Origin of the sequence: Lysinibacillus sp. OF-1, assembly GCF_028356935.1 — a bacterium.
GTDB lineage: Bacteria > Bacillota > Bacilli > Bacillales_A > Planococcaceae > Lysinibacillus > Lysinibacillus fusiformis_D.
Genome location: NZ_CP102798.1, coordinates 17,677 through 34,258, shown reverse-complemented (window position 1 = coordinate 34,258; position 16,582 = coordinate 17,677). Strand labels below are relative to the sequence as shown.

Annotated in this window: 9 protein-coding genes, 3 rRNA genes and 1 other annotated feature; of the genes, 2 read left to right on the top strand and 10 right to left on the bottom strand. The window is 41.7% G+C overall.

From position 1 onward, the window contains the following. The first annotated feature begins 179 nt into the window (after positions 1-179). Complete coding sequence (gene tadA / locus NV349_RS00130; protein WP_180957762.1) at positions 180-695, top strand: tRNA adenosine(34) deaminase TadA; 516 nt, start codon at positions 180-182, stop codon at positions 693-695. 98 nt (positions 696-793) lie between these two features. On the opposite strand, the gene NV349_RS00125 is transcribed toward tadA, so the two are convergent. The 4 genes from NV349_RS00125 to pdxS all read right to left on the bottom strand — a co-directional run bounded on the left by NV349_RS00125 (position 794) and on the right by pdxS (position 4,540). Next, positions 794-1,048: a sigma-54 factor interaction domain-containing protein gene (locus tag NV349_RS00125; protein WP_257982854.1), complete on the bottom strand. Its 255-nt coding sequence runs from the start codon at positions 1,046-1,048 to the stop codon at positions 794-796. A gap of 420 nt (positions 1,049-1,468) precedes the next feature. After that, positions 1,469-2,749 carry a serine--tRNA ligase gene (gene serS, locus NV349_RS00120; protein WP_101966302.1) on the bottom strand — a complete coding sequence of 427 codons (1,281 nt, stop codon included), beginning with the start codon at positions 2,747-2,749 and terminating at the stop codon, positions 1,469-1,471. Positions 2,750-2,825: 76 nt separating this feature from the next. Beyond that, positions 2,826-3,041: a binding site (T-box leader), on the bottom strand. A 49-nt stretch (positions 3,042-3,090) separates the two neighbouring features. After that, a complete protein-coding gene (gene pdxT, locus NV349_RS00115) occupies positions 3,091-3,654 on the bottom strand; it encodes a pyridoxal 5'-phosphate synthase glutaminase subunit PdxT (protein WP_036122068.1) in 564 nt (187 codons plus the stop codon). A gap of 1 nt (position 3,655) precedes the next feature. After that, positions 3,656-4,540 (bottom strand): pyridoxal 5'-phosphate synthase lyase subunit PdxS, encoded by an 885-nt coding sequence (pdxS, locus tag NV349_RS00110; RefSeq protein ID WP_058843219.1) that lies wholly within the window; start codon positions 4,538-4,540, stop codon positions 3,656-3,658. Positions 4,541-4,642: 102 nt separating this feature from the next. Here pdxS and pdxR point away from each other — a divergent pair, with 102 nt between their 5' ends. Continuing rightward, positions 4,643-6,064 carry a MocR-like pyridoxine biosynthesis transcription factor PdxR gene (gene pdxR / locus NV349_RS00105; RefSeq protein ID WP_101966301.1) on the top strand — a complete coding sequence of 474 codons (1,422 nt, stop codon included), beginning with the start codon at positions 4,643-4,645 and terminating at the stop codon, positions 6,062-6,064. A gap of 18 nt (positions 6,065-6,082) precedes the next feature. Here pdxR and asnB read toward each other — a convergent pair whose 3' ends face one another. From asnB to NV349_RS00075, 6 genes are all read right to left on the bottom strand, one after another. Then, a complete protein-coding gene (asnB, locus tag NV349_RS00100) occupies positions 6,083-7,918 on the bottom strand; it encodes an asparagine synthase (glutamine-hydrolyzing) (protein WP_101966300.1) in 1,836 nt (611 codons plus the stop codon). Positions 7,919-8,018: 100 nt separating this feature from the next. After that, complete coding sequence (locus NV349_RS00095) at positions 8,019-9,350, bottom strand: D-alanyl-D-alanine carboxypeptidase family protein (protein ID WP_080717062.1); 1,332 nt, start codon at positions 9,348-9,350, stop codon at positions 8,019-8,021. A 142-nt stretch (positions 9,351-9,492) separates the two neighbouring features. Then, positions 9,493-10,956, bottom strand: coding sequence for an IMP dehydrogenase (gene guaB, locus NV349_RS00090; RefSeq protein WP_036122042.1), 1,464 nt, complete (start codon positions 10,954-10,956; stop codon positions 9,493-9,495). Between the two features lie 293 nt (positions 10,957-11,249). Then, positions 11,250-11,365 (bottom strand): 5S ribosomal RNA (gene rrf, locus NV349_RS00085). A gap of 187 nt (positions 11,366-11,552) precedes the next feature. After that, a 23S ribosomal RNA gene (locus NV349_RS00080) occupies positions 11,553-14,480 on the bottom strand. Positions 14,481-14,787: 307 nt separating this feature from the next. Then, a 16S ribosomal RNA gene (locus NV349_RS00075) occupies positions 14,788-16,339 on the bottom strand. The 16S, 23S and 5S rRNA genes sit together here, the layout of an rRNA operon. Positions 16,340-16,582: the final 243 nt, after the last annotated feature.

Sequence of the window (16,582 nt, the reverse complement as noted above, 5' to 3'; positions counted from 1 at the left end):
ATATAGGGTTATTTTAGGAATGTCAATAATCAACTATACCGAAGCCTAGTTGCATTCAGATTTAGCTTTGTGCTTACACAAAGCGTTCCTTTCTGATTCCTTGACACCCGCTGAAAGAAAGTTAAAAGTAGCAATTACCAATTAAGCAGGATAAACTACTTTATAAGGAGAGATTTTTAGTGGATATTTTTGAAACAGATCGTCAATTTATGAAACAAGCATTAGAAGAAGCCAAAAAAGCAGCTATACTTGGGGAAGTGCCTATAGGTGCTGTACTTGTTTATAATGGGGAAATTATTGCAAAAGCTCATAATTTACGAGAAACAACACAAAATGCAACAACACATGCTGAGCTAATGGTTATTCAAGAGGCTTGTAAAAAAATCGGCAGCTGGCGTCTCGAAAAAACAACACTCTATGTTACGCTTGAACCTTGCCCAATGTGCGCAGGTGCAATTTTGCAATCTCGTGTACCACGTGTTGTCTATGGTGCAAGAGATATCAAAGCAGGCTGTGTAGATTCACTCTATCGTTTATTAAACGATGCACGCTTTAACCATGAATGTGAAGTATCTGAAGGAATCTTAGCAGATGAATGTGGACAAATCTTAACCAATTTTTTTAAAGCTTTACGAGAGCGTAAAAAAGCTGAGAAAAAAGCACGTATAGCTTCGAAAAATGAGACTATCAATTAAAGAAGGTGCCTCCTAATGAGACACCTTCTTTTTTATCCTCAGAGTAATAGCAATATATATGAACTGTGTCGTAGCAGCAACAGTAATGAATATTAAGGTTAAATAGTTAATCGTCTGAAAACACATTCACCTTCGATATAACTTTGCTTGTAAAGATACATCTGGTGGTCAATGAGTAACGTTCCACCATTAGCTTCCTGTAACTGTCCTTTTCTTTCTTCATTAGTATAGCGGCAACTTTCATTATGAAGAACTTGTGCTATAAAATCTTTCTCTATTCTAGTTTCCTCTGTTAATAAAATCGGAGCATTTTTCTTTGCGCTCAGACTGGCCTTTTCAAGTTGAGACTTCATTTCAGTGTTTATCGTAATGAAATCCTCTAGACGATTGGCCGTATGATTATCTCGAGATAGATTATGTCCCAGGAAATTATTTAAGCATTTTAATGCTTACTTTCATAAAAATGTTCTGAGAATTCAATTGCCTCCATAGCTTTCCATTGCTCCATAATGGGATAAGTTTAGCGATAAATAACTAAAACCATCTAATGTTGTAAGCTATTGCCCATAGGTTAAAACGGATTTCCCTGATTGCATGACTTCAAAAACGGTACTTGTTTCAGGTGTTAAGCCAATTTCTAATTAATATATTTAAATTTGCTAGATTATAAAAAATTACAAAACCTTTCATGGGAGATTTCAATTTTGGAAAAGCAAAAAAGCCATTTTAGATTCTCCCCTAAAGGATGGTCTAAAATAGCTTTTATTTGTTTTTTATTTTGGTGCGATTACCTCTTTACCACCCATATAAGGTCTTAAAACTTCAGGAATCACTACGCTTCCATCAGCTTGTTGATAGTTTTCCAGGATAGCCGCAACTGTACGACCAATGGCAAGACCTGAACCATTTAATGTGTGAACATACTCTGGTTTTGCATTTGGTTCACGACGGAAGCGGATATTTGCACGTCGTGCTTGGAAATCCTCAAAGTTAGAACAAGAAGAAATTTCACGGTACATGTTTTGTGCTGGAATCCACACTTCTAAATCATATTTCTTCGCTGCAGTAAAGCCTAAATCGGCTGTACACATTTTTAGTTTACGATATGGTAATCCTAATAATTGCAGTACTTTTTCAGCATGACCTGTTAATAGCTCTAACTGTTCGTATGATTCCTCTGGTTTTACAAAACGAACTAGTTCTACTTTATTGAATTGGTGTTGACGGATTAAACCACGTGTATCACGTCCTGCAGAACCTGCCTCTGAGCGGAAGCATGCACTGTATGCAGCAAAGCCTTGTGGTAAAGCCTCAGCTGGTAATATTTCATCACGATAGAAGTTCGTTACTGGAACCTCTGCTGTTGGAATCATGAAATAATCAGTTTCTTCTAATTTGAATACATCTTCCTCGAATTTTGGAAGCTGTCCAGTACCTGTTAAGCTATCACGATTTACAATGACAGGTGGTAGCATTTCCTCATAGCCATGCTCTTCTGCATGTAAATCCATCATGAACGTCATTAATGCACGTTCTAAACGAGCTCCAAGACCACGGTAGAATAAGAAACGGCTACCTGTTACTTTTGCGCCACGTTCAAAATCCACAATTTTCAAATCTGTCGCTAGATCCCAGTGTGCTTTAATATCAAAATCAAATGCTGGAATTTCGCCCCAAGTATATTCCTCAACATTGTCGTCCTCTGTTGTACCTACTGGGACAGATTCATGAGGAATGTTTGGTAAACGCATCATCATATCTTTAAAGCGCTCTTCTACATCATTTAATTGATTGTCTAATTCTTTAATTTCATCGCCTACCTGACGCATACGAGCAATGACTTCATCTGCGTTTTCCTTATTGCGCTTCATAAGTGAAATTTGTTCAGATACTTTATTACGTTCTGCTTTTAATTCTTCTGTTTTAGCAATTAATTCACGACGCTTTGCATCTAAGCCTTCAAAGTCATCTAAGTTACCTAAATCTTCATTACGTGTTAATAGCATTTCTTTAATTTCCGCGAAATTATCGCGTACACGTTTAATATCTAACATATTCATACCTCCAATAGTTTCTTTAATGATGGGAAATTGTTGCATCAAAATAAACACAAAAAAGCCCTCATCCCTGGAAAGGGACGAGAGCTACCCGCGTTGCCACCCTAATTGACTAGGCGTATGCCTAATCCACTTATTTTATAACGGCATTTCAGCCGGCTACAGTCTACTTCAATCACTTCGACTGTGCAACTCCAGGACGGATTCACAAGTGCTTTTATCAGCTTCCACCAACCGCTGACTCTCTAAAAAAAACGTGCTTGTTACTACTTCCCATCATCGTGTTCAATTATTTAAATTTTAACCATACTGTACTATATGAAAACAAATTTTGCAAGTCATACCATAGAGGAGACAAAATATTCAAGAATTCGCTTATCTGCTGTTAATTCAGGATGAAACGAACAACCTAATAAATGACCATCTTGCGCCAAAATTATTTTTCCGTCATGCTGAGCGAGAACATCAACATCTTTACCTACCGCTTCAATATGAGGTGCACGAATAAAAACTGCTGGAATACGTGCACCTATTTTAGGAATATCCAGTTGAACTTCGAAGCTATCTATCTGACGTCCAAATGAATTTCTTGCTACCGTCACATCCATAACTGCTAAATGCGGTTCGTCATCCACTAATTGATTGGCTAATAAAATTAATCCTGCACATGTGCCAAATACCGGTAAACCTTGCTGTGCAAGTTCACGGATTGGCTCTAGTAGGTCAAAACGGTCCAGCAATTTTCGCATTGTCGTACTTTCCCCACCAGGTAGTACAAGTCCATCGAGATTCACTAAATCCTTCTTCTGTTTTACTAAAATCGCTTCACAATCAAGCCCTTCTAACATTTGGACATGCTCACGGACTGCTCCTTGTAATGCTAAAACACCAATTCGTTTCATTTTACCAGCCTCGCTCTTGCATACGCTCGTTTTGCCCAAGCTGTGCAATATCAATACCCTTCATTGGTACACCGAGCTCTTTAGATATTTCAGCAATTAGCTTATAGTCTTTATAGTGGGTAGTCGCCTCCACAATAGCACGTGCAAATTTTTCTGGATTTTCGGATTTGAAAATACCAGAGCCCACGAAAACGCCATCAGCTCCAAGCTCCATCATTAATGCAGCATCGGCTGGCGTAGCAACACCACCTGCCGCAAAATTTACTACTGGTAAACGACCAAGACGTTTAATTTCTCTTAATAATTCGAAAGGAGCCCCCAGTAATTTTGCCTCCGTCATTAATTCATCTTCTGTCATACCCACTACTTTACGTACCTGAGCATTTACTTTGCGAATATGTCGAACTGCCTCCACTATATTCCCTGTTCCTGGTTCACCTTTTGTTCGTAGCATTGACGCGCCTTCTCCGATACGACGGGCTGCTTCACCTAAATCACGACAGCCGCACACAAACGGTACTGTGTAATCACTTTTTAATAAATGGTATTCTTCATCTGCTGGTGTTAAAACTTCACTTTCATCAATATAATCAACCCCCATTGCCTCTAAAACGCGTGCTTCAACGATATGCCCTATACGTGCCTTTGCCATAACAGGAATGGTTACAGCCGCCATTACTTCCTCCACAATACGAGGATCAGCCATACGTGCAACGCCACCTGCCTTACGAATATCTGAAGGTACCCTTTCTAATGCCATAACGGCTACAGCGCCTGCTGCTTCTGCTATTTTTGCTTGCTCTGCATTAATGACGTCCATAATAACGCCGCCCTTTTGCATTTCTGCCATTCCACGTTTTACTAACTCTGTACCTGTTTGTTTCATTTTCTAACCTCCACCTTTATGATGAAGTTTAGTATAATAGAAATTGACCATATAAAAATATCCAGTTTTTAAAATAATCATAAGGTCAGGAGGTTATACAACATGGATATGCTTTTATTTCAGCTTGAAAGAGATAGTAATAAACCGCTTTATGATCAGCTTTATAACGGTATTAAGGATGCTATTATTTCCAAGAAAATAATGGTAGGAGAAAAATTACCGTCAAAAAGAAAATTATCCGATTTTTTAAATATTTCTCAAACAACAATTGAAATTGCTTATGCACAGCTATTAGCTGAAGGTTATATTATGTCTAAATCACGGGTTGGCTACTTTGTTGAAGAAATAGATGAACTACCCTACATTCAGCAAGACAATGTAACCTCCGTCAATGAGCATCCTAAGAAAAAAACATACAAAATTGATTTTAATCCTGGTTCTATTGATATCGATGCCTTTCCGTTTCAAACATGGAGAAAGTATGCGAAAGAGCTTTTTGACGATACCTCAAAAGAATTATTATTAACAGGTGAACCTCAAGGTGAACTTTCTTTACGTACAGAGATTGCAAATTATCTATATCAATCACGCGGTGTTGTCTGTCATCCAGAGCAAATCGTAATTGGCTCTGGTACTGAACAGCTTCTGCCTATGATCCTACGTCTTTTTAACGACGATACCTGCTTTGCCCTAGAAAACCCAGGGTACCCAGCCGTGCATCGTATGTTTTCGCAGCATAAACGAAAAGTCTATCCGATTGCAGTGGATGAAGAGGGAATTATTATTCATGAGCTTGAAAAAACGAGCGCTAATGTCGTTTATATTACACCCTCACACCAATTTCCTACCGGTGCGGTATTATCTGCCACTAGACGGGCACAAGCTTTAAACTGGGCTGCTCAGAGCTCCTCACGTTATATTATTGAAGATGATTATGATTCGGAATTTCGTTATGCTGGAAAACCAATTCCTGCACTACATGCCTTAGATCGAAATGATACAGTGATTTACATGAGTACTTTTACAAAGTCATTAATGCCATCCTTGCGAGTAGCTTATTTTGTACTTCCACCTAAACTACTTGCCACATATAACGATGTCTTTAATTATTATTCATCTACTGTACCTCGCTTCGATCAGCATATCGTGGCAAATTTTATGCGAGACGGGCATTTTGCAAAGCACCTTAATCGAATGCGTAAAGTTTATCGAAAAAAACATGATAAGCTAACCTCCTTTTTAGAAAAATATTCTTCAGCGATTAAAATAACTGGTGAACAAGCTGGAATGCATATTTTATTAGAAGTACAGCACATTTTATCAGAAAAACAATTACAGCAACTTGCTTCTCAAGCGGAGATTGGTATTTATCCGTTATCTGCTTATAGACTAGACCATTATGAATCTTCACATGCTCAATTTTTACTTGGCTTTGGTGGAATACCTGTTCAAACAATTGAACAATCCATTGAACAGCTGATGGATTGTTGGGAAATAGAAAAAAATGACCCGTCTACTAGTTAGTAGATAGGTCATTTTCTTTTACGTTTCAATCAATTGAATCTGATAGTGTTCAAACCATGTATGAATTTGCCCTAAATATGCTAAAAGCTGAGGCCCTGCCATTAATTGCCCATACCATGGAATTTTAAAAGAGCTACCTCCCGATTCAATTAACTCTGCAAGCTTTTGTCGTTCAAATAGTTCATGTAAAATTGAATTTTTATCGTGAAGGATTTCTCTCAACCATTTTTGAACACCTGCTGTATAAACAGGGTGGTACGTTTTAGGATAAGGATTCTTTTTACGATACAACACTTCATCAGGTAATAAGTGTGCCATCGATTTTCGAAGTAATCCTTTTTCTATTCCATCCAAATTCTTCATTTCCCACGGAATATTCCAAGCATATTCCACAAGCCTATGATCTGCAAAAGGAACACGCACCTCTAAACTTGCCCCCATGCTCATACGATCTTTTCTTTCTAACAATGTTTGCATGAACCAGAGCATATTTAAATAAAACATTTCTCGATGTCTTGCTTCTGCCGGACTTTCTCCATCTAACAACGGTACTTCAGCCATTGTTTGTGTGTAGAGTTGATGTGCATAGGACTCAATTTTTAATTTTTTATCCCACTTCTCTTGAAGTAATCCACCTCTTTCAGACAATGAACGAATCCAAGGAAAACCTGAAGTTTTTTCTTGAAACCATGGGTATCCACCAAAAATTTCATCTGCACACTCTCCTGATAATGCTACAGTAAAATCTTTTTTTATTTCTCGACAAAACCATAATAACGATGAGTCGACATCTGCCATTCCAGGAGAATCCCGGACGATCACTGACTCTACTAATAAATCAATTAACTGCTGTTGCGTGATTTCCTCTGCATGATGTGTTGTCTGGAAAGTATCCGTCATTTTTTGAATCCAATACGTATCCGTTGATGTTTGGAAAGCATGTGGATTAAAGAAACGTTCATTATCTTCGTAATCGATAGAAAATGTATGCAATTTATGATTTTGTTGTTGAAATCTATTTGCTGCAATACCGGTAATGATACTGGAATCAAGTCCACCTGAAAGAAATGTACAAATAGGTACATCTGAAATAAGCTGACGTTCAATCGCATCCGTCAATAAAAAACGAACATGCTCAGTAGTTTCCTCTAATGTTTCTTCATGCCTTTGGCTTTGTAGCTGCCAATATGGCCACTTTTTCAAGCCTTCTCTGGAAAACCGCATAGCATATCCCGGTCTTAATTCCTCGATATTTTGAAAAAGTGTCTTGCCTGGTGCTCTAGAGGGCCCTACAGCCATCATACTTGCCAATCCTTCCACATTTACACTTGCTTGAACCATGGGATGTGCCAACAAGGCCTTCACTTCAGATGCAAAAAGCACACCGCCTTGTTGCTCTGTATAATACAAAGGTTTCACACCTAATCGATCTCGGCATAAAAATAGTGATTGTGTTTGCTCATCCCAAACACCGAAGGCAAAAATGCCATTTAAAAAATCTACACATTTTTCTTTCCATTCAATATAGGCAGTTAATAACACTTCCGTATCTGAATGTGTTGTAAAGCTGTGGCCTCTTTTTAAAAGTTCTTTACGTAACTCTTCCGTATTATAAAGTTCGCCATTGTATGTAATGACATAGTTTACGCCATCATGTATTTTTTTCATTGGCTGTTTGCCGCCAATTAGATCGATAACTGCCAATCGTCGATGGCCAAATGCAATATGCTCACTACACCAAATATTTTCATCATCCGGCCCTCTTTTATTTAATGTTTGTGTCATCGATTTTAAAATTGTGTCACTTGTTCTTAAATCCCTTTGAAAACTAGCCCATCCTGTAATTCCACACATTTAGCCACATCCTTTCGCCTATTAGCTTATGCAGGACTATGCTAAAATGTGAAAAAGCACATGAATGCTTTATAACATTCATGTGCTTATTAACTATAGATTAAAATAGTCCCCCAACAAAGTCTGTAATGCCTCCCCATAAATTGCCGAAGAAGTTACCTATACCTTGGAAGAACAATGAAATACCGCTAGCACGCTCTACAGCCTCTGTTGTGACAACATCAGATGAAATATCCTTGCCATCGATAAAGCCGTAATCAGTGCCTTCTGTGCGCTCAATAACGACCTTTCCTACAACAGTGTCTTTCTTAACATCTGCCTCTAAACTCTTTTTATCTAAAACCAATGTAGGTTTATATAAATCTTTATCAGAAGACTTAATCATAAATGAAATTGGTTCTTTTACTGCAATCGCTACTTTGTCTTCTTTACCTTTTGTCACTTTTACCGTTTTTTGATCTTTGAATGTATAGTTCGCTGGTAAAATTTCTTGTTTAGAGAATTGTGAAAAACCATAATTAAATAATTTTGCTGTGGCATCAAAGCGAGCTGCATATGATCCTTGTCCATTTGCATCAACAGCTTTCATAACCACCGCAATCAAACGAGTACCATTGCGCTCTGCAGTACCTGTGAAGCAGTGACCTGCAAAGTTTGTTGTACCTGTTTTTAATCCATCTACCCCTTGATATTCATACACTAATCCAGGTAACATAAAGTTCCAGTTAGACATTTCAATGGCATCATCTGTGCCTTCACGGAACGTTTTCTTTGTAATTTGAGATGTTTCTAAAACCTTCGGGTGGTCTTTTAATAGATGATACGCCAATTTAGCTACAGATTTAGCAGGCATTACATTTTCGTCTTCTGGACCTGTACCTGATGGATGCATACCAAATAAATCAGCGTTATTAAGACCCGTAGAATTGACAAATTTATAGCCCTCTAAGCCAAGTTCCTCTGCTTTTTTATTCATTAACTTTAAAAATTCAGTCTCAGAACCCGCAATCGTTTCGGCAATAGCTACGGTTGCCGCATTTGCCGAATAAATGGCCATGGCTTCGTATAACTCACGGATCGTGTAAGAGCCATCTCTACGTAAAGGTACATTACTTAATGCACGATTTTGAGACATACGATACGTATAATCTGTTACTTGATATTCCTGTTCCCACTTAACTGTCCCTGCATCAATCGCGTCCAGTAACAGGTATTCAGTCATCATTTTCGTCATACTTGCAATACCTAGTGAAGTATCTGCGTTTTGTTCATATAAAATTTTCCCTGAATCTGCGTCAATTAAAATCGCAGCATCCACTGTTAATCCCAAATCTGTTTCCGCATTTGCCTTTGCAGGAATACCCGCAAAAATACTAAATAATAAAACAGGGATTAGGAGTAAACGTAATACGGTGTTCATTTTCTTTTTCACCTTTAAAGCCCTCCAAAAAAATAATCTTGTCCTCGACATTTTATCATAGATAACAACAACCGTGTTGACTCTCTACCATAAAAAAATGCTCTCGCGCCATCTTTGTAGACGATGCGAAAGCATAAAAGTTGCAAGTAATTTATTACATGGAATAGTTTGGTGATTCTTTTGTAATCTGTACATCATGTGGATGTGATTCACGTAGACCAGCACCTGTCATTCTAACAAATTGTGCATTATCTCGTAGGTGCTCAAGATGTGGTGCTCCACAATAACCCATACCAGCGCGAATACCACCAATCAGTTGGTAAATTGTATCAGCTAATGGTCCCTTATATGGAAGGCGACCCTCAATACCCTCAGGTACTAATTTTTTCGCATCCTCTTGGAAGTAACGATCTTTAGAACCTTTTTCCATTGCTCCGATAGAACCCATACCACGGTAAACTTTGAAACGACGTCCTTGGAAGATTTCTGTTTCTCCAGGAGATTCAGATGTACCTGCAAGAAGTGAACCAAGCATTACAACATTACCTCCAGCTGCTAGAGCTTTTACGATATCACCAGAGTATTTAATACCACCATCAGCAATAATTGTTTTACCAAGCTCACGGGCTACTGTAGCACAATCATATACTGCTGTAATTTGTGGTACACCCACACCAGCTACAACACGTGTAGTACAAATAGAACCTGGACCAATACCTACTTTAACAACATCTGCACCAGCTTCAAATAATGCACGTGCACCTTCTCCTGTTGCTACGTTACCAGCAATGATCTCTAACTCTGGGTAGGTTTCTCGGATTGAACGGATTGTTTGTAAAACGCCTTCTGAATGCCCATGGGCTGTATCGATTACTACAATGTCAACTTGTGCTTCTACAAGTTTCTCAATACGCACCATTGTATCTTTTGATACACCGACTGCTGCTCCTACTAGTAAACGACCATGTGTATCTTTAGCAGCATTCGGGAACTCAATTACTTTCTCGATATCTTTAATTGTAATAAGACCAGTTAATCTACCTTCTTCATCTACAATTGGAAGTTTTTCGATTTTATATTGTTGAAGAATTTTTTCAGCATCCTCTAAAGTCGTTCCTACAGGTGCTGTAATCAAATCTTCTTTTGTCATTACATCTTCAATTTTTAAAGAGTAATCAGAGATAAAACGTAAGTCACGGTTTGTAATAATCCCTACTAGCTTTTGATTTTCCATACTATCAACAATAGGTACACCAGAGATTCGGTATTTACCCATTAGATGCTCAGCATCGAAAACTTGATGTGTCGGAGTTAAGAAGAATGGGTTTGTAATAACACCATTTTCAGAACGTTTTACTTTTTCTACTTGTTCAGCTTGCTCATCGATCCCCATGTTTTTATGAATAATACCGATACCGCCTTGACGTGCCATAGCAATCGCCATTTTAGACTCTGTAACTGTATCCATACCTGCACTGACCATTGGAATGTTTAATTTAATCTTTGGTGTTAATTGAACAGATAGATCAACATCTTTCGGTAATACTTCGGAATGAGCTGGTACTAATAATACATCATCAAAAGTTAAACCTTCTTTGGCAAATTTAGTCTCCCACATTTTCGTAACTTCCTCCTATAGTTAAAAGAATATTAATTGTAAGATTAACAACGTGGACTGCTACTGTCAAGAAACTTATAAAAGAAAGACAATTCAGATTTTTAATGATAGCAAATTTTAATTAAAAATCCAAATAAATAGCTACAGTAAAAATATAGAATGAGTTAGATATATTTAATTTTTTCATAATATTTCTTAGAAAGTAATTGTTTTTTGTAGAAAATCCTTTAAATTATTAAAGAATTTCATTAGGAAATAAAAAAACAGCCAGCACACAGCTGACTGTTTTTTTTGCCTAGCGATGTCCTACTCTCACAGGGGGAAGCCCCCAACTACCATCGGCGCTAAAGAGCTTAACTTCCGTGTTCGGTATGGGAACGGGTGTGACCTCTTTGCCATCATCACTAGACTATGGTCGGCTTTCAATATACATCGCATTTCTTCGTCAGCTTCTGTCCTTCAGTCAGTCACGTACTTGAGTACGCTCCTTTCCTCTCTCCATTGCTTCCTCGAACTACTCGTATTTTGAAACCCTTCATAAAAGAAATTATTCTTTCAAAACTGGATAAACGGTTCATTGAATGGTTCAAACGTTTTTGGTTAAGTCCTCGATCGATTAGTATTCGTCAGCTCCATGTGTCACCACACTTCCACCTCGAACCTATCTACCTCATCGTCTTTGAGGGATCTTACTTACTTGCGTAATGGGAAATCTCATCTTGAGGGGGGCTTCATGCTTAGATGCTTTCAGCACTTATCCCGTCCACACATAGCTACCCAGCGATGCCTTTGGCAAGACAACTGGTACACCAGCGGTGTGTCCATCCCGGTCCTCTCGTACTAAGGACAGCTCCTCTCAAATTTCCTACGCCCACGACGGATAGGGACCGAACTGTCTCACGACGTTCTGAACCCAGCTCGCGTACCGCTTTAATGGGCGAACAGCCCAACCCTTGGGACCGACTACAGCCCCAGGATGCGATGAGCCGACATCGAGGTGCCAAACCTCCCCGTCGATGTGGACTCTTGGGGGAGATAAGCCTGTTATCCCCGGGGTAGCTTTTATCCGTTGAGCGATGGCCCTTCCATGCGGAACCACCGGATCACTAAGCCCGTCTTTCGACCCTGCTCGACTTGTAGGTCTCGCAGTCAAGCTCCCTTGTGCCTTTACACTCTACGAATGATTTCCAACCATTCTGAGGGAACCTTTGGGCGCCTCCGTTACCTTTTAGGAGGCGACCGCCCCAGTCAAACTGTCCGCCTGACACTGTCTCCTGCCCCGCTAAGGGGCATGGGTTAGAATTTCAATACAACCAGGGTAGTATCCCACCGACGCCTCCTTCGAAGCTGGCGCTCCGAGATCTCTGGCTCCTACCTATCCTGTACAAGTTGTACCAAAATTCAATATCAGGCTACAGTAAAGCTCCACGGGGTCTTTCCGTCCTGTCGCGGGTAACCTGCATCTTCACAGGTACTATAATTTCACCGAGTCTCTCGTTGAGACAGTGCCCAGATCGTTACGCCTTTCGTGCGGGTCGGAACTTACCCGACAAGGAATTTCGCTACCTTAGGACCGTTATAGTTACGGCCGCCGTTTACTGGGGCTTCAATTCGCAGCTTCGCTTGCGCTAACCACTCCTCTTAACCTTCCAGCACCGGGCAGGCGTCAGCCCCTATACGTCACCTTACGGTTTTGCAGAGACCTGTGTTTTTGCTAAACAGTCGCCTGGGCCTATTCACTGCGGCTCTCATGCGCTTGCACGCTCAAGAGCACCCCTTCTCCCGAAGTTACGGGGTCATTTTGCCGAGTTCCTTAACGAGAGTTCTCTCGCACACCTTAGGATTCTCTCCTCGACTACCTGTGTCGGTTTGCGGTACGGGCACCTCTCACCTCGATAGAGGCTTTTCTTGGCAGTGTGAAATCAGGAACTTCGTCCATACGGACTCGCCATCACAGCTCAACGTTACAGTGTGCGGATTTGCCTACACACACGCCTTACTGCTTGGACGCGCATAACCAACAGCGCGCTTACCCTATCCTACTGCGTCCCCCCATTTCTCAAACGGTGAGGAGGTGGTACAGGAATATCAACCTGTTGTCCATCGCCTACGCCTATCGGCCTCGGCTTAGGTCCCGACTAACCCTGAGCGGACGAGCCTTCCTCAGGAAACCTTAGTCATACGGTGGACGGGATTCTCACCCGTCTTTCGCTACTCATACCGGCATTCTCACTTCTAAGCGCTCCACCAGTCCTTCCGGTCTGACTTCAACGCACTTAGAACGCTCTCCTACCACTGACATCGTAGATGTCAATCCACAGCTTCGGTGAATCGTTTAGCCCCGATACATTTTCGGCGCAGCGTCACTCGACCAGTGAGCTATTACGCACTCTTTAAATGATGGCTGCTTCTAAGCCAACATCCTGGTTGTCTGTGCAACGCCACATCCTTTTCCACTTAACGATTACTTTGGGACCTTAGCTGGTGGTCTGGGCTGTTTCCCTTTTGACTACGGATCTTATCACTCGCAGTCTGACTCCCGTGTATAAATATCTGGCATTCGGAGTTTGTCTGAATTCGGTAAACCGGGATGGCCCCCTAGTCCAAACAGTGCTCTACCTCCAGTATTCTCATCACGAGGCTAGCCCTAAAGCTATTTCGGAGAGAACCAGCTATCTCCAAGTTCGATTGGAATTTCTCCGCTACCCACACCTCATCCCCGCACTTTTCAACGTGCGTGGGTTCGGGCCTCCAGTAAGTGTTACCTTACCTTCACCCTGGACATGGGTAGATCACCTGGTTTCGGGTCTACGACCACGTACTATTTCGCCCTATTCAGACTCGCTTTCGCTGCGGCTCCGCCTTCTAAAGCTTAACCTCGCACGTAATCGTAACTCGCCGGTTCATTCTACAAAAGGCACGCTATCACCCATTAACGGGCTCTAACTACTTGTAGGCACACGGTTTCAGGATCTCTTTCACTCCCCTTCCGGGGTGCTTTTCACCTTTCCCTCACGGTACTGGTTCACTATCGGTCACTAGGTAGTATTTAGCCTTGGGAGATGGTCCTCCCGGATTCCGACGGAATTTCACGTGTTCCGCCGTACTCAGGATCCACTCAGGAGAGAACGAACTTTCGACTACAGGGCTTTTACCTGCTCTGGCGGACCTTTCCAAGTCGCTTCATCTAACTCGCTCTTTTGTAACTCCGTATTGAGTGTCCTACAACCCCAAGAGGCAAGCCTCTTGGTTTGGGCTCTTCCCGTTTCGCTCGCCGCTACTCAGGGAATCGATTTTTCTTTCTCTTCCTCCAGGTACTTAGATGTTTCAGTTCCCTGGGTCTGCCTTCAAGACGCTATGTATTCACGTCAAGATACTACGCGATTAAACGTAGTGGGTTCCCCCATTCGGAAATCTCCGGATCAAAGCTCACTTACAGCTCCCCGAAGCATATCGGTGTTAGTGCCGTCCTTCTTCGGCTCCTAGTGCCAAGGCATTCGCCGTGCGCCCTTAATAACTTAACCTAACGGCTTTCAATACACATCCCATTTCGTTGTCAGCTTCACTCGTTCAATCAGTCACGTACTCAAGTACGCTCCTTCATTCACTCGATTGCTTCCTAGAACTGCTCGTGTCTTGAAACCCTCTTAATGTTATTAAGCCTATAAAAAAACTTAAAAAATAAATGTGTTTGTTACAATTTCAATGTCGTTTTATCCAGTTTTCAAAGAACAAGTTTTGAAGCTTTTCATTCAGAAGAATGAACCTTCAAAACTGAACGCAAAACGTAATCTTACAAACCCTAGGTTTGTATTCCGAAATAATCCTTAGAAAGGAGGTGATCCAGCCGCACCTTCCGATACGGCTACCTTGTTACGACTTCACCCCAATCATCTATCCCACCTTCGGCGGCTGGCTCCAAAAGGTTACCTCACCGACTTCGGGTGTTACAAACTCTCGTGGTGTGACGGGCGGTGTGTACAAGGCCCGGGAACGTATTCACCGCGGCATGCTGATCCGCGATTACTAGCGATTCCGGCTTCATGTAGGCGAGTTGCAGCCTACAATCCGAACTGAGAACGACTTTATCGGATTAGCTCCCTCTCGCGAGTTGGCAACCGTTTGTATCGTCCATTGTAGCACGTGTGTAGCCCAGGTCATAAGGGGCATGATGATTTGACGTCATCCCCACCTTCCTCCGGTTTGTCACCGGCAGTCACCTTAGAGTGCCCAACTAAATGATGGCAACTAAGATCAAGGGTTGCGCTCGTTGCGGGACTTAACCCAACATCTCACGACACGAGCTGACGACAACCATGCACCACCTGTCACCGTTGCCCCCGAAGGGGAAACTATATCTCTACAGTGGTCAACGGGATGTCAAGACCTGGTAAGGTTCTTCGCGTTGCTTCGAATTAAACCACATGCTCCACCGCTTGTGCGGGCCCCCGTCAATTCCTTTGAGTTTCAGTCTTGCGACCGTACTCCCCAGGCGGAGTGCTTAATGCGTTAGCTGCAGCACTAAGGGGCGGAAACCCCCTAACACTTAGCACTCATCGTTTACGGCGTGGACTACCAGGGTATCTAATCCTGTTTGCTCCCCACGCTTTCGCGCCTCAGTGTCAGTTACAGACCAGATAGTCGCCTTCGCCACTGGTGTTCCTCCAAATCTCTACGCATTTCACCGCTACACTTGGAATTCCACTATCCTCTTCTGCACTCAAGTCTCCCAGTTTCCAATGACCCTCCACGGTTGAGCCGTGGGCTTTCACATCAGACTTAAGAAACCACCTGCGCGCGCTTTACGCCCAATAATTCCGGACAACGCTTGCCACCTACGTATTACCGCGGCTGCTGGCACGTAGTTAGCCGTGGCTTTCTAATAAGGTACCGTCAAGGTACAGCCAGTTACTACTGTACTTGTTCTTCCCTTACAACAGAGTTTTACGAACCGAAATCCTTCTTCACTCACGCGGCGTTGCTCCATCAGGCTTTCGCCCATTGTGGAAGATTCCCTACTGCTGCCTCCCGTAGGAGTCTGGGCCGTGTCTCAGTCCCAGTGTGGCCGATCACCCTCTCAGGTCGGCTACGCATCGTCGCCTTGGTGAGCCGTTACCTCACCAACTAGCTAATGCGCCGCGGGCCCATCCTATAGCGACAGCCGAAACCGTCTTTCAGTGTTTCACCATGAGGTGAAACAGATTATTCGGTATTAGCCCCGGTTTCCCGGAGTTATCCCAAACTATAAGGTAGGTTGCCCACGTGTTACTCACCCGTCCGCCGCTAACGTCGAAGGAGCAAGCTCCTTCTCTGTTCGCTCGACTTGCATGTATTAGGCACGCCGCCAGCGTTCGTCCTGAGCCAGGATCAAACTCTCCATAAAAGAAATTTGAATAGCTCAAATTGTTTTGCTGGCATCATTTTGATGTCCAAAATTTTGTTTTGTTCACTAACCAAGGTTAGTTACTAAAAACTTTATTGATTACGTTTTGCTTGTTCAGTTTTCAAGGTTCATTTTATGTTTTCTCTTTGTTAAGAGCTAACTTTTATATAATAACATGTTTAATATTTAATGTCAACAGTTATTTTATTTTTATATTTTAGTAGTTGCTTATCTCAACAGCAA

Excerpts from the sequence above, each read along its gene's own strand:
- NV349_RS00125 (WP_257982854.1), bottom strand. The coding sequence starts at position 1,048 with ATGAAGTCTCAACTTGAAAAGGCCAGTCTGAGCGCAAAGAAAAATGCT.
- asnB (WP_101966300.1), bottom strand. The coding sequence starts at position 7,918 with ATGTGTGGAATTACAGGATGGGCTAGTTTTCAAAGGGATTTAAGAACA.
- guaB (WP_036122042.1), bottom strand. The coding sequence starts at position 10,956 with ATGTGGGAGACTAAATTTGCCAAAGAAGGTTTAACTTTTGATGATGTA.
- pdxT (WP_036122068.1), bottom strand. The coding sequence starts at position 3,654 with ATGAAACGAATTGGTGTTTTAGCATTACAAGGAGCAGTCCGTGAGCAT.
- pdxS (WP_058843219.1), bottom strand. The coding sequence starts at position 4,540 with ATGAAACAAACAGGTACAGAGTTAGTAAAACGTGGAATGGCAGAAATG.
- serS (WP_101966302.1), bottom strand. The coding sequence starts at position 2,749 with ATGTTAGATATTAAACGTGTACGCGATAATTTCGCGGAAATTAAAGAA.
- pdxR (WP_101966301.1), top strand. The coding sequence starts at position 4,643 with ATGGATATGCTTTTATTTCAGCTTGAAAGAGATAGTAATAAACCGCTT.